Origin of the sequence: Paenibacillus sp. LjRoot153 (assembly GCF_964253085.1) — a bacterium.
In the GTDB taxonomy this organism is placed as follows: Bacteria; Bacillota; Bacilli; order Paenibacillales; family NBRC-103111; genus Paenibacillus_E.
Genome location: NZ_CAXUQH020000001.1, coordinates 4,260,989 through 4,275,134, shown reverse-complemented (window position 1 = coordinate 4,275,134; position 14,146 = coordinate 4,260,989). Strand labels below are relative to the sequence as shown.

15 protein-coding genes are annotated in these 14,146 nt (G+C 40.8%); 9 read left to right on the top strand and 6 right to left on the bottom strand.

The window, feature by feature from the left end:
- Window positions 1–84 precede the first annotated feature (84 nt).
- Complete coding sequence (locus tag ACSQ8P_RS18330) at window positions 85–1,056, bottom strand: hypothetical protein (protein ID WP_436236480.1); 972 nt, start codon at window positions 1,054–1,056, stop codon at window positions 85–87.
- 550 nt (window positions 1,057–1,606) lie between these two features.
- Here ACSQ8P_RS18330 and ACSQ8P_RS18325 point away from each other — a divergent pair.
- Entirely contained in the window at window positions 1,607–1,978 is a 372-nt protein-coding gene (locus ACSQ8P_RS18325; protein WP_436236479.1) for a VOC family protein, read from the top strand.
- Window positions 1,979–2,072: 94 nt separating this feature from the next.
- Here the strand turns inward: ACSQ8P_RS18325 and ACSQ8P_RS18320 are convergent, their stop codons facing one another.
- Complete coding sequence (locus ACSQ8P_RS18320) at window positions 2,073–2,918, bottom strand: RMD1 family protein (RefSeq protein WP_436236478.1); 846 nt, start codon at window positions 2,916–2,918, stop codon at window positions 2,073–2,075.
- Window positions 2,919–3,117: 199 nt separating this feature from the next.
- Here ACSQ8P_RS18320 and ACSQ8P_RS18315 point away from each other — a divergent pair, with 199 nt between their 5' ends.
- On the top strand, window positions 3,118–3,858 hold the full coding sequence (locus tag ACSQ8P_RS18315; RefSeq protein ID WP_436236477.1) for an RCC1 domain-containing protein: 741 nt from the start codon (window positions 3,118–3,120) through the stop codon (window positions 3,856–3,858).
- A 306-nt stretch (window positions 3,859–4,164) separates the two neighbouring features.
- Here ACSQ8P_RS18315 and ACSQ8P_RS18310 read toward each other — a convergent pair whose 3' ends face one another.
- Window positions 4,165–4,644 (bottom strand): hypothetical protein, encoded by a 480-nt coding sequence (locus ACSQ8P_RS18310; protein WP_436236476.1) that lies wholly within the window; start codon window positions 4,642–4,644, stop codon window positions 4,165–4,167.
- 149 nt (window positions 4,645–4,793) lie between these two features.
- On the opposite strand from ACSQ8P_RS18310, the gene ACSQ8P_RS18305 reads away from it, so the two are divergent.
- The 5 genes from ACSQ8P_RS18305 to ACSQ8P_RS18285 all read left to right on the top strand — a co-directional run bounded on the left by ACSQ8P_RS18305 (window position 4,794) and on the right by ACSQ8P_RS18285 (window position 9,735).
- Window positions 4,794–5,879 carry a CotH kinase family protein gene (locus ACSQ8P_RS18305; protein ID WP_436236475.1) on the top strand — a complete coding sequence of 362 codons (1,086 nt, stop codon included), beginning with the start codon at window positions 4,794–4,796 and terminating at the stop codon, window positions 5,877–5,879.
- Window positions 5,880–5,907: 28 nt separating this feature from the next.
- Complete coding sequence (locus tag ACSQ8P_RS18300) at window positions 5,908–6,267, top strand: SET domain-containing protein (RefSeq protein ID WP_436236474.1); 360 nt, start codon at window positions 5,908–5,910, stop codon at window positions 6,265–6,267.
- A 77-nt stretch (window positions 6,268–6,344) separates the two neighbouring features.
- A complete protein-coding gene (locus ACSQ8P_RS18295) occupies window positions 6,345–6,893 on the top strand; it encodes a hypothetical protein (RefSeq protein WP_436236473.1) in 549 nt (182 codons plus the stop codon).
- A 257-nt stretch (window positions 6,894–7,150) separates the two neighbouring features.
- The gene (locus tag ACSQ8P_RS18290; RefSeq protein ID WP_436236472.1) at window positions 7,151–8,587 is read left to right on the top strand and encodes a YVTN family beta-propeller repeat-containing protein; all 1,437 of its coding nucleotides are present in this window, start codon (window positions 7,151–7,153) and stop codon (window positions 8,585–8,587) included.
- Window positions 8,588–8,826: 239 nt separating this feature from the next.
- Window positions 8,827–9,735 carry a CapA family protein gene (locus tag ACSQ8P_RS18285; protein WP_436236471.1) on the top strand — a complete coding sequence of 303 codons (909 nt, stop codon included), beginning with the start codon at window positions 8,827–8,829 and terminating at the stop codon, window positions 9,733–9,735.
- 53 nt (window positions 9,736–9,788) lie between these two features.
- On the opposite strand, the gene ACSQ8P_RS18280 is transcribed toward ACSQ8P_RS18285, so the two are convergent.
- The 3 genes from ACSQ8P_RS18280 to ACSQ8P_RS18270 form a co-directional block, all read right to left on the bottom strand.
- Entirely contained in the window at window positions 9,789–10,367 is a 579-nt protein-coding gene (locus tag ACSQ8P_RS18280) for a hypothetical protein (protein ID WP_436236470.1), read from the bottom strand.
- Window positions 10,368–10,492: 125 nt separating this feature from the next.
- Entirely contained in the window at window positions 10,493–10,663 is a 171-nt protein-coding gene (locus ACSQ8P_RS18275) for a hypothetical protein (protein WP_436236469.1), read from the bottom strand.
- Between the two features lie 37 nt (window positions 10,664–10,700).
- Window positions 10,701–11,201: a CBO0543 family protein gene (locus ACSQ8P_RS18270; protein WP_436236468.1), complete on the bottom strand. Its 501-nt coding sequence runs from the start codon at window positions 11,199–11,201 to the stop codon at window positions 10,701–10,703.
- A gap of 239 nt (window positions 11,202–11,440) precedes the next feature.
- Here ACSQ8P_RS18270 and ACSQ8P_RS18265 point away from each other — a divergent pair, with 239 nt between their 5' ends.
- Together ACSQ8P_RS18265 and ACSQ8P_RS18260 are read left to right on the top strand one after the other, a co-directional pair.
- Window positions 11,441–12,550 carry a GerAB/ArcD/ProY family transporter gene (locus tag ACSQ8P_RS18265; RefSeq protein WP_436236467.1) on the top strand — a complete coding sequence of 370 codons (1,110 nt, stop codon included), beginning with the start codon at window positions 11,441–11,443 and terminating at the stop codon, window positions 12,548–12,550.
- Window positions 12,551–12,568: 18 nt separating this feature from the next.
- Window positions 12,569–14,137, top strand: a complete 1,569-nt coding sequence (locus tag ACSQ8P_RS18260; protein ID WP_436236466.1) for a spore germination protein — start codon at window positions 12,569–12,571, stop codon at window positions 14,135–14,137.
- The last annotated feature ends 9 nt before the right edge of the window (window positions 14,138–14,146 follow it).

Genomic DNA, 14,146 nt, shown 5'->3' with positions numbered 1-14,146 from the left:
CGCCGGGCTTTATACAGTGGTGGAGCAATTAGATTTTGCCAACTTAATTATAGTAATTTCTAGGGGTTGAGAAGGGCGGTCGTGTTAAAATATACTATCAGGCACGTAATAAACTTTCTGCGTATTTATTTTATTAACCGGGTCAGTAACTATAATAAAGTAAACGTTACTGTCCTTTGTCTGTACGCCCTCGATTTCATGTGTTCCCACATTTGTAATATGAACAAGGGTTTTGTATGCACCTGTGTTTGATATCATAGCAATCTGCGGAGTATCACCTTCCGCGCCACCAGATGTATATATTTCTGTATTACCGAGCATATCAGCACCCTGGAAAGAATCGTTCGGTCTGACTATCGCACTGCCCGACTGTGTAAAGCTGGTAAAGCAGGCGCTTTCCGCTGCAGCACTGTCCATTCGTACTTGTTCATTGCTGTCAAGCAGTTGGTTCAATGCTACCGTGTCATAAATTGTCCAAGTTACAGTTCCTTCTAGAGTTTGTACGCGGAAAATAGTATAGGTACTGTTGCCGCCGGCGTCAACACGGTATGTCTGACCTAAACTTGTACCAGTTTCATTGGCGTAATTCATATAGGTGAAGCGATGAAGATCCGTATAATCATATGTCGCGCCGGCCGAATATTGTAGTCTTGCTACCTGAAGAGACCAATTATTCGATGTATAAGGATCTGCTTTCGAACTGAAATAAAAGTAATTTATACCATTGTAAGTGTACATATCAAGTGTTTGGCAATGACCAGCATTGGTGACTGTCATTTCGTCAACGTATGTTGCATCGCTTCCGTTTATGAGCAATCTTGAAAGATAGCATGTTCCTCCTGACCGCTGAGTTACGTAAAGATACGTTGAAGCGATGTAAGCTTTCTGAACAGCAACGTTGTGATTAAGCCCTTTAAGATTGTAAGCGAGTGTTGCTGAAGCGTTCAAAGTTGTTTGAGGTGTTGCAGCAAATACGGGCAAAACATACATTGTCGAAATAAGAATTGAGAGAACAACAGATGTGAGTAGTTTTAATTTCTTAAATACTTGAAACATACGGATACCTCCTTTGTTATGCAAATAAGTTCAACTTGATCCAGTAGTTACTCCATGCTACACAGCCATAAGCCGCAAGCGGCACCTCCTTCTTGTCAGAGCCCGGTCAACAATATAAAAACCCGAACAATAAGATATGCTCGCAGGCGAGCGAATCAAATTGTTCGGGTTTTCTCAAGGACTCCAACCGTCACATTTAGTATTCATAAAAGGAATGAAAAGCAAGCGCTTTCAATTCGATTACAGAGTTATATTACCTGTTTTTTTCCAGAAAGTCAAAAGATATTTAGCAAAATTGATGCATGAGTTGCAAGTTGGATTGAAAATGACGCTTATCGAAAAAAAATATAATGTTCACAAACTTTTCACTTATGAAAAGTTTTTTCTATCGCTATAAATACAAGGTAGAAAGGATGATGGAAATTGCCAACGACGAAGACAGAGGATTTTTATTATGGGTTGGTGATGTGCTTTGGGATGGTTGTATTCATGACATTGTATAATTTATTTACACACAGTTTGATCAGCACTATATATTATTGGAGGAAATATGAAACTTGGTGCATTCTCTGTAAGTTTAAGTGTAAAGGACATTTACAAATCAAAATTATTTTACGAAAATCTAGGATTTCAAATCTTTGGAGGCGATATTACACAAAATTGGCTTATTATGAAGCATGAAAGTTGTATAATTGGGCTATTCCAAGGAATGTTTGAACAGAATATTCTGACCTTTAATCCAGGGTGGAATGAAAATGCCGAAAATCTTAATTCCTTTACGGACATTCGAGATATTCAAAAACAGCTGAAATCAAAAGGAATTAAATTACTGACTGAAGCAGATGAGACAAGCGAAGGCCCTGCAAGTTTTACAATTGAAGATCCTGATGGTAATCCCATTCTTATAGATCAACACAGATGAACATTGTCCCATTAATTGCCGCGTAAAACGCGGTCTTTTTATTTTATGGGATCTGGTCGGAGACCTGTAAAGTTCGGTATTTTAACAGGCCTAATTAATGTGAGGAGGGGAGCCAACCGATAATTTGCAAAAGCGTTAACACGACCTCGATGACGATAAGAATCACGACAATCCATTCAACGAAAAGTCCCCGAATCGAATGACTAATCGTCGAAAACCCTTCTAAGATATGATAGAGAATATCTGTTTTACTTTTCAATATGGTATAGCGATCGTTTAATTCAAAAAAACCAATCATCTCATCGTAAAATTGACCTGCTGAGCTATGCGTCCAAGTCAACTCAGGCTTATCCAAAATCATGATATAAGCTAACGTGTTATACTCGTGGCGAACAATCTTAGCGGTCGTTCTGGCCAATTCTTTGTTGCCAACGCGAAGCTTTCCTTTTTCCAACCTTTCTATTATGACTTCGAGGTTATCTTGAATCTTCCCGAGCTGCTCCTCACTCCTCTCGAGTGCTACTGATTTGGCGAGAACTGTTGCAATTATTTCAGGTAAAAAGAACTCATACTCCGAAACGACCACATATTCATCCGTCAATGTCATACTCTCGATTTCTTCGATATGTAGACTATAATCATCTGTGAATTTATCGGCTCTTTCGAGTGCGATATCGGGCTCGAACGATTGAATAAACTTCAATAGAGCCGTGATTTCATCCTGATGTGTCAGATTCACGAAGACAACACTGCCAAAGGAAAAGACCAGCACTTGCTGCAATTCATCTAATTCCTTATGATAGATTTTTTGAAGGACTTTATGCCTGAGGATTAATGGCTGTTCCCATGTGAATTTTTTGGGAATACCACAATGAATAGCAATTTTGTTCAGATCAATTTCATTGGTAATAGCCAACGCCTTAAAAGTAATATCTTTCATTGTTGTTCACCACTCATCTATCTAATATTTATACTCGCTAGTATTAGCAGTAAATGGAACAAATACTCCTGCAACCGTTGGCTCTAGTTGCGAAAAACCAAGTTTTTAAAGCACTTCATGAATACTACACAATAGGACCAGACAACCGCTACACCCTCTACGAAACATGCGATGAAGAAAGAACTATGGTTTAATTGAGATGAACTCTACAATCGGAATCATCTACCATCAACTAAGGAGCGAGAACGTTGTGAAACTAGCTGCGGGTTATCGTCATACCGTCAGCCTTAAATCGGATGGCACGGTGATGGCTTTTGGTGATAATAAATATGGCCAATGTGATGTAAGTGGCTGGCGCGATATTGTGGCAATTGCAGCAGGTAATGCTCATACGGGTAATTCTCATACAATCGGGCTTAAATCGGACGGTACTGTGGCGGCTGTGGGTTGGAATAAGCATGACCAATGCGAAGTAAGTGGCTGGCGTGATATTGTGGCGGTAGCGGCGGGTTGGCGTCGTACCGTCGGGCTTAAATCGGATGGCACGGTGGTGGCTGTGGGCCGAAATAATGAAGGCCAATGCAATGTAAGTGGCTGGCGTAATATAGTGGCTACAGCGGCGGGTGACTGGCATACCGTCGGGCTTAAATCGGACGGCACGGTGACGATTGTCGGTAATAATCGGTATGGCCAATGCCATGTAAGCGATTGGCACGACATAGTGGCTGCAGCGGCGGGAAGTAATCATACCATTGGCCTCACATCGGACGGTACTGTGGCGGCTATGGGTTGGAATGAGTATGGCCAATGCAATGTAAGTGCTTGGCGCGATATTGTGGCGATAGCGGCGGGTTGCGCTTATACTCTCGGCCTTAAATCGGACGGTACGGTGGTTGCTGTGGGTGATAATAAATATGGCCAATGCGATATAAGCGGTTAACGTACAATTTTGTATGTATATGCCTGAGGAATCAGGCTTTTTTATTTTGTATATGGGAGGATTTGTGTGGGTTCTTCGATATATGGGGCGCCTGGAGGCGGACTGTATAAAGTCACAAAATGCGCAGGCAGCCATTTTTGGGGTGCCTTTTTAACTTGCCGCTACAGATAACACGGAGAACAGTACCATAAGTAACGGCAAGCTAATCGAGAAGTTACCAAATTGCTACGGTTGACCACAATCAGCTGTGATGAAGCTTGAGATGGTTCTGAACAGGCAATTTAATTGCATGCTTTTACCTTATTTTTAATCTGCTTTTTTACCGGAACCTTTACCAGTACCACCAGTACCACCAGTACCACCAGTGCCTTTACCAGTCCCGCCAGTTCCACCCGTACCTTTGCCAGTGCCTTTACCCGTACCTTTGCCAGTGCCTTTACCCGTACCTTTGCCAGTGCCTTTGCCAGTGCCTTTGCCAGTGCCTTTACCCGTGCCTTTACCCGTGCCTTTACCTGTGCCTTTACCCGTACCTCCAGTACCTTTGCCAGTACCACCAGTACCTTTGCCAGTACCGCCAGTACCTTTGCCAGTACCACCAGTACCTTTGCCAGTACCACCAGTACCTTTGCCAGTACCACCAGTACCTTTGCCAGTACCACCAGTAGCTTTACCTGTACCGCCAGAACCGCCAGTACCTTTATTTGACACAGGGTTTCGAACTAAAAATTCATCTAGCCCGATATCTTGAGCTTGCTTTATTAAATCTAATATTTGAGTATCTCCCATAGTGACCACCCTTCGGAAAAAATTCCTTAAAAATCAAGGTGATGTATCTTATGTGAATCGATAATTATTTGTTCTAGTGTAACGTCCAGATTTATTATCAACACCACTTAATTCCTCATAAGATATAAAAAAGGCAAGGGACTGATTTAATGGAACATACTGCTATTCCTACTTATGGTATAACGATTGCGCCGAATGATCTTAAGGTACTTAATAACGATGTATGGAAAGATGACCCTGTTCCTTCCAAATTAATTGTAGACAACATTCCTTATGAGATTGGGATATCATATCGGGGAGATCATACCCGTGAATTTCGAAAGAAATCCTATAGCATCGACTTTAGGTCATATAGAGAAGAATTTGCTGGGCGTGAGATACACTTAAATGCTGAATACCGAGATCCATCTTTAATACGCAACAAGCTTTCTTTTGATTTTTTTCAGAGTATTGGGAGTATTGCTCCAAATAGTAAGCATGTATTTCTAGAACTGAATGGGGAGACAAAGGGAATATATCTAGAACTTGAATCGGTGGATGAATATTTTTTACAAAAAAGAGAACTATCGTCAGGTCCTATTTTTTATGCGACGATCTACCATGCGAATTTTTCTTTATTAACACCGAAGGAAAAGCCAAAACCTTCGCTCCTGTCTGGATATTTTCAAAAAATGGGTGGTGATAAGGATAAACAAGACCTAGAAAGTTTTATTGTAAAAATAAATACAACTAACCGAGACCAATTTGGTGAAGCGATACAAAAGGATCTGGATATCGAAAATTATTTATTTTGGTTATGCGGGGCGGTTTGTACACAAAACTACGATGGGTTTATTCACAACTATTCTATATTTCGAAATGAAGAGACGAGATTATATCAGATGATCCCATGGGATTATGACGCAACTTGGGGACGAAATTGGGATGGAAAAATAATGGAATATTATGCTGTTCCGATTGAAGGCTATAATACACTCACTGCACGGCTTTTGGATGTAAGGGAAATACGGCAGCAATACCGTCGTATTATGGAAGAAATTTTAGAAACGAAATTTACGGTTAAAGCAATAGAACCTATGGTTACAAATCTCCATAAGCAATTAAAACCTTATATTTTTTTAGATCCATTTAAAAAGGAATCCATTGCGCTATTTAATAGTGAGCCAGAATTAATCCTTCGTTTCATTGAAAATCGCAACAGCTATCTTCGAAAGCATTTAAAAGATCTTTCATAAAGGAGGAAGCACGCTGAATAAAATTGAAGTGAAACATACAGAAAAATATGGAAGAGGAATTTTTGCAACCGAAAATATTAAAAAAGGTGACTTCATTGAGTCAGCACCGATTATCGTTGTCACCCAAAAAGAATGGGAACAAATGAGGGAAAGTATCCTCAAGAACTATGTTTACCGTTGGGGAGAGGATAAAGCTATCGCTCTAGGATACGGTGGTATATACAATCACTCTTTCACTCCCAATGCGAGATATATATCGAATATAAATAATTTAACCATTGACTTTTCTGCCTATAAAGATATTAAAGCGGGTGAAGAGATTTTGATTAATTACAATGGAGACCCTAAGGACCAATCGTCATTGTGGTTTAAGGTTATCAATAAATAACAAGTGAAACAGTTAGTTCATAATGGCTTCACACATCTTTAAGAGAGCATAGTCGTAACATGACGAATCAACATAAGATGACAAGAAGTATTATTTCATTTAAAAGGATGAGTGAGCGGGGAATGAAAACTTTTCAGCATCGTAAAAAAAAGAATGGACGCGTGAATGGCGGACAAAAAGCCTTTCCTACATCATCGCCCTCAATCTCCGCACAAGTTAAAGGAATATTAGTAACACCTGTTTGTGTAGTGCTTAAGAATGGTTCTTTGTATTACGGAGTTCTAAACGAAATACATGGTGACCAAGTCATTCTACAAGGATTCAAGGGAAATCGAAAGCTCCCCCGAAATAAAGCCAAAGGCAAAGCGCATATATCCAATTTAGGAGGTTTGGGAGGTCTAATTGGTGGAGGCGGATTTGGAAACATGCTTGGCCTTCTTAGTGGTGGGAGTGCTGGGGGATTTTTGGGAGGAGGCTCTAGCGGATTACTGGGTGGTCTTGGAAAAGGTTCATCTCCAGGCACTTCTGAAACTGGTGGTTTCTTTGGTAATATGGGCAGCTTTTTTAAGCTGGGGATGGGAGTAATTTCTTTTATCATGCCATTGATGAAGAACTTTTCGATTTGAGGGAGTAGCAGCTAACCTGATCTTGGGTTTGCTGCTTTTGTATTTTTGAGCAATTAATCAATTGGATGGGTTCCAATTATTGAATTTGACCTTGGTGTCGAGAATATAGACCGATAAACATCCGCTGAAAATGCGGATGTTTATTTATGAGAAAGTAGAGTCAAAAGCATATTATTGGGTGTTACTATTCTATTACCATTAAGTCCAAACAAATATGATAGGAATACGTATGATGAATGAAGGGAGGTGCTGGGGGTTTGAGTAAACTTGCACAGTTAATGGATGTAATAATAGCCACGGGAATTACTAATATCAAAAAAATTGAAATCGAGTATTTTCATGGTGTCGAATACGAATTGAAATTCGATGAAGATGCTGACTCAACTGAAAGAGAATCCGAACTTGAGGATTTTTTAGAAGTCATTGATTGGATTCAGGTCGAGGAAATTGAAATTGAACTTTACAATGGAAGAGAAATAGAAGTCGAATTTCCTCAATATCCGATAGGTCCGACGGGTGCGACAGGAGCTATAGGTGTTACAGGTGCAACCGGGACTACAGGAGCAACTGGAGCAACGGGCGCAACTGGAGCGACAGGCATAACAGGAGTAACTGGAGCTACGGGAGCTACAGGTGACACAGGTGCAACTGGCGTGACGGGCGTAACTGGCGCAACAGGGGTAACTGGAGCTACAGGTGACACAGGTGCAACTGGAGAGACAGGCGTAACAGGAGCAACAGGCGCAACAGGGGTACCTGGTGAAACAGGTGCGACAGGAGCAACAGGACCGGCGAGTCCTACTATTCCTACTTCTGTTAATCGAATTTATGTGACAAACCAATTAGCCGACACTGTCTCCGTTATTAACGGGTTTACAAATAGCGTCATTACGAACATCCCAGTTGGATTACAGCCTGTCAGCGTCGATGTGAATCCTAACACGAACCGTATTTACGTTACAAACACAACCAGCACCAATGTCTCCGTTATTAACGGAGTAACAAATACGGTAATAGCTACAATTCCAGTAGGACAACTCCCATTCGGTATCGCTGTGAATCCCAATACGAACCGTATTTACGTAGCAAACATAAACAGTAACAACGTCTCTGTTATTGATGGAGCTACGAATGCAGTTGTAACTACGATTCTAGTAGGAGGAAATCCATTTGGAGTCGCTGTCAATCCTATCACGAACCGAATTTACGTAGCGAACCAAGGCAGTAACACTGTCTCCGTTATAGACGGGGCTACGAATGCGGTTATTGCTTCTCCTATTGTGGGAGTAAATCCAAGAGATATTGGTATCAATCTTTTATCAAACGCAATTTATGTAGCGAACTTTACAAGCAATAATGTCTCCGTTATTAACGGAATAACCAATACAGTTGTAGACACGATTCCAGTAGGCTTAAATCCAGAAGGTGTCTCTGCCAATCCGAATACGAACCGTATTTACGTAACAAACAACAACAGCAACAATGTCTCCGTTATAGACGGTGCTACGCATGTGGTTGTAACTACACCAGTTGGAACTCGTCCATTCGGTGTTGCTGTCAATCCTTTAACAAACGCGATTTACACAGCGAACTTTAGCAGTAACAATGTTTCCGTAATTAACGGAATTACAAATACGGTTGTATTTACGATTCCAGTAGGATCAAATCCAAGAGGTGTCGCTGTGAACCCTTAATATTTAAGAATCGTAGCCCTCGTATGAACCATGGCATTTTAAAAGGATCTTTCCTATATATAGTTGATCAAGATAAAGAAGGGAAGTAAAAGCGTCAACCTATAAAGGGTTAGAATGCGAAAGCTCAAGCTGATCCAGGCTTGGGCTTTTTTCTTCTGGCCGTACCGAGGGTGCCCAACTTACAAGCATTTCGCTTTTCTATCGCATAAGGTGTAATCATGAAAGGAGTGACTGGATTGATGAAAATCACTATCGCAGCAGTTGGGGACTTGTTGATGAAAAAGCAGATGATCGCCTCGGCCGCACGGGAAGGCGGATTCGACCCTATTTTTTCAAAAGTGAAACCCTATCTGCGGAAATCTGATTTAACGATAGGCAATCTGGAGACCACCTTCTCTGGAAACAATTTCCGCGAAGAGCCCGGAAAACTGTTGTTCAACTCCCCGGACAAATTCGCTGCTACGCTCCGGAACTTGGGCTTCGATGTATTGGGCACAGCCAATAACCATTGTATGGACGGGAAACTATCCGGTTTGAGGCGGACATTAAACGTCCTCGATCGACACGGCCTGCGACATACGGGCACGAATCGCTCCGCCCAGGAAGCCCGCCGGAAATTGATTATTAACGTAAAGGGAATAAAAATCGGAATATTGGCGTATACGAAGGGAACGAACGGGATCCCTGTCCCTGAGCCGTGGTTAGTCAACCGGCTAAACCGGAAAAAAATAATAGCGGACGTGCGCAGTTTGAAGAGTAGAACAGATTTCATCATCGTTTGCTTACATTTCGGGAAAGAATTTCGAACTTATCCCGACCACAACCAAATCCAGCTCATTCAGGTGTTGTTTAATAATGGTGTGAATGTAGTGCTGGGAGCGCATCCCCATGTGCTGCATCCGATAAAAATGTATAAACGGAAGGACATCGACGGACACATTAGAAATCGGGTAGCGGCGTCTTCTTTAGGAAATTTCGTATCCACCGAACTCCCCCGGCATACCGCTAGATTGCAAGGAACAATCTTGATGTTAACCTTAACGAAAAATGAAAAAGGGATAACGGATGTTTTGAAAATGTCATGTGTGCCAACCCGTATTTTGCAAAATAGAGGGAAGAAAAAAGTTTACCGGGTTGTGCCGGATTGAAAACAAATAGATATTTACATTTCATCCAAATAAGATTCAATCAATCTTTCTCATTAAGACTGCTCAAAGGAAAGGTTATAGCGCTTTCCGTTAGACAAGCAGACAACAAATAAAGGGCCGTACTCGCTGATAGTGGCGGAAACAATAAGCTTCGAATTGACGTTATTGACCAACCGCAGTAACTCAGCCTGTTTTCTCGTTCTCACGAGCCTGATGAACCGTGCTGCAAATATACCATCGTTGGCAAGTTTTCGCAGCAGCTGCAGCATGATTAGACTTACTCTACGGATATCCTCGGATTGTATACTTAGTAGCTGCCCCGGACTAAATATACCAGTGTCCAAATAAACCTTCGTCTTTTTTGTAACTCTGAGACTGTAGCTCGCACTGAAGCCGGCTCCTATAGAGGCACCTGCGCCTGGAAGTTCCTGCTGGATCACTCTTGTGGTTCGATCTAAATCAAATGTTCTCATGGCGTTAATCAGTCGCTTCGCATACAGACGATCGTTTGCTATGCGTTCATAAAGAGGTAGTATACGACGGGATATGATTCGCAGTCCCTTCACGGTAATGGGTTGAGTTTGAATGTTGTCCGTCTGCTTCATTACGACGGCTTTTTTATTAAGCTTCATAGGATTTACCCTCCTTGTTTCTCATCATTTGATAGAGATGATTAGGATGAATACAACAAAATATGAGATCATGAAGCATAAGGTTTGGACAAATGTTATGTTGTTACCAATATGGTTAATTTGAATCAGACATTATCCCACTCTGCAAATGGGAAACGAGCACAATAAACAGGGAGCAGATTGCCGCGGCAGAAAGGCAACCAACAGCTGATTTCAAGGATATGCAGCTTTTTCTTTTGGATAATAAAAAAAATGAAACAAACTACATTCAACACGCCATATAAGACTAAGATCATTTAAGTAAACTCCTCACCGGGGGGCTTTTTGGCATATTCAATTTATTGGAACTTTGAAATACCACATTAGTACTACGATAATTATTAGCGAGAATAAGTAGGCACGTAGTGGTTTCGTGTGATGTAGTCTAAGCATAGGAAACATCATGACATCAAACACCACTGAGTACCAAAAAGTCCAGCCATTATCGTATGAGATTCTACCACAGATCTGTAAAGCTAATTCGACAAGTGAATATATAAATACCCATTTGAATAAGTACCAGCTCTGCTTTAACTTCGTTGTTGTCGGGTAGTTTGAGAGGAATATAAGAACGCTTAAGGGCATTGTTATTACGGCATATACAATCACCGTTATCCGATGATTATAAAGAAAGTCGGGATGAAAAACCCACATATGAAAGTCCTTGGTAAGATATTCATACAAAAGACCACCACCCATGATAAAGAGCATAGTTGTGTGATATTTGTGCCAGTTCTTCCAATCTGCCCATCGCCAAACTGAATAAATAGTAAATAAAGCTATTACAACATGCATAGGAAATGACCACCTTCGTATCTTATACAACATATAACATGTTGTAAGTTTTATTTTACCCACAATTTTTATGTTAATCCAAATTATGGATATTTTTATTAGTACACCCCTTTGACAATTCGAGGAGGTGTATTTTTTATAGCAATACTATTGCGTATAATTGGACATTTCATACTTTATTGATGATTTTTGGAAATATGGGAATAGTATCATTAAACTGAATCACTAGTGAGGGAAGTATGGAAGACGTTAAAATAACCGTGAACCAATTTGCAGTACTCGTAATGATATTTACGATTGGGACTACAATCTTGGTTATTCCATCGGGGCTTGCTGCGGACGCTAAACAGGACGCCTGGCTCGCAGCTATAATCGGAGTTGGCTTAAATTTGCTAGTCGTATGTTTATACAACAAGGTTGGAGATTATTTTCCAAACATGAGCCTTACTAAATATAATGAAATATTGTTTGGGAAATGGCTGGGTAAGCTGCTCTCCCTAGTATTTATTTTTTTTGCATTTGTCGGTGCAACTACGGTTTTGTTTTATATGGGGAATTTTGTGAACACACAAGTTATGCCTGATACACCCATTCAAGCTGTCAATCTTATTTTTGGCATCGTCGTTGTCATGGGTGTGCGTCTTGGACTTGAAGCCATAGTCCGCGCGGCAGAAATTTTTTTTCCATGGATCATTCTGCTATTTATTATTTTGGTCGTATGTCTCTTGCCGGAAATTCAATTTGAATTGTTGCAACCCATGTTCACAGTTGGATATAAACCTCTGATAAAAGCGGCCATGTCCGTTGCTGGTACTTCTTCACTTCCTTTTATCGTGCTGTTCATGGTATTCCCGGTTCATGTCAATCAAAATCAAAAAGCAAAAAAAGCTTTCCTGATTGCTACCTTATTAGGCGGATTATTTTTCGTAATGATTACCTTTTTATGCATATCCGTATTGGGAACTAAAATAACTGAAAGACATATGTTTCCTAGCTATGTTTTAGCCAAACAGATAAACATTGGCAATTTATTGGAACGTGTTGAAATCCTAATTGCAGGGATTTGGTTTCTGACGGTTTATTTTAAGACAACTTTTTATTTTTATGGCTTTGTTATAGGGCTAGCTCAAATATTGAATATAAAAGATTATCGCCCGCTTGTTTTACCTTTAGGAATGATTCTGGTTGTTTATTCACTTGTCGTTTATCCCAATGTTGCATATATGGCAGAATTTGATAGCAAACCTTATATCCCCTATGTGATCACTATTGGGCTAGCGTATCCATTACTTATACTAGGGGTTGGAGCAATTCGAAAGTCAATGTCAAAGAATAAGAATACTGAGTAGGAGGGGATTTCATTTATCATGGATTTCATCGAGAAAATTTTTCGGAATAATAAGAAGCGCTCAGTTGAAACAAGACCCGATCAGAATAATTCGTCGTTCTCAACAGAATCACTTGAGCTGTCGCTTGAACTTAACATGGACAGAGTCAAGAAAACCTTTGGAAATAGTAACGATGTCATAACGCAAACCGTTAATCTGAATGGAGCGGATTCGATACAAATTGGATTTATTTACATAAATGGTCTGGTTAATCCAAATTCTATTCAAGCTCTGCTTACCGAAAATTTAAAAGTTGATTTAAGTGAGTTCCCCCTTAATGCTTTAAGAAATTCAATGAGTACACTCGGTCAAGTTCGCGAAATCCCTGACTTTGAAACCTTAAATCAAGCTATTTTGGCGGGGTTAACGGTTATTTTACTGAATGGGTGGGGGCAGGGATTAGCGGCGAATACACAAGGCGGGGAGCATCGGTCCGTTGAAGAACCGACCACGCAATCTGTCGTAAGAGGACCAAGGGAAGGGTTTACAGAACAAATAAGCACTAACGCCGCACTCGTCAGACGTAAAATAAAAGATCCCGACCTATGGATGGAATCCATGACAATCGGGCGTAAGAGCAAAACAGAAGTAGCCATCATGTATATGAATGGCATTGTGAATGACAAATTGGTGCAGGAAGCAAGAATTCGACTTGGACGAATCGATATCGATGCGATATTTGAAAGTGGTAATGTCGAAGAGCTGATCCAAGACGAAACTTATTCACCGTTCCCCACCCTGTACAATACGGAACGCCCCGATGTTGTCGCCGCTGGGTTAATGGAAGGGCGTATTGCGATTCTTGTCGATGGCACTCCCTTTGTGCTTATGGCACCTGCCTTATTTACTCAATTTTATCAATCTGCGGAAGATTATTACCAACGAGCGGATTTTGCAACACTTCTTCGATTGCTTCGTTATGCATGTTTTTTCATATCTTTATTGGCTCCATCCCTATATATTGCCATAACCACCTTTCACCAAGAATTGCTGCCCTCCTCCTTACTAATCAGTTTAGCTGCTCAAAGAGAGGGGATTCCTTTCCCCGCTTTTATCGAAGCTGCTGTCATGGAAATAACTTTCGAAATCCTTCGAGAAGCCGGTGTGAGGTTGCCGAAGACTGTCGGACAAGCCGTTTCAATTGTAGGGGCATTAGTAATCGGTCAAGCCGCAGTAGAAGCAGGTTTGGTGTCTCCTGCGATGGTTATCATAGTGGCCATCACTGCCATTTCCAATTTTGTTATTCCTTCCTTCAATATGGGGATTACGATTCGGATTTTGAGATTTCTATTAATGCTAGTAGCGGCTTCTTTTGGGTTATTTGGTGTAACTGTGGGGCTTATTGCTATCGTTATCCATTTGAGTAGTCTAAGGTCCTTCGGAATTCCGTACATGGCTCCAATGGCACCTTTTATCTTAGCGGATCAGAAAGATACCATTTTTCGTTTGCCTCAATGGGCATTATCTACACGGCCTAGGCTCATTAGTCAAAAAAACAACATTCGAGAAAACAATGCCTCTTCGAATAAGCCTGAAAACACGCCATAGATAAAGGAG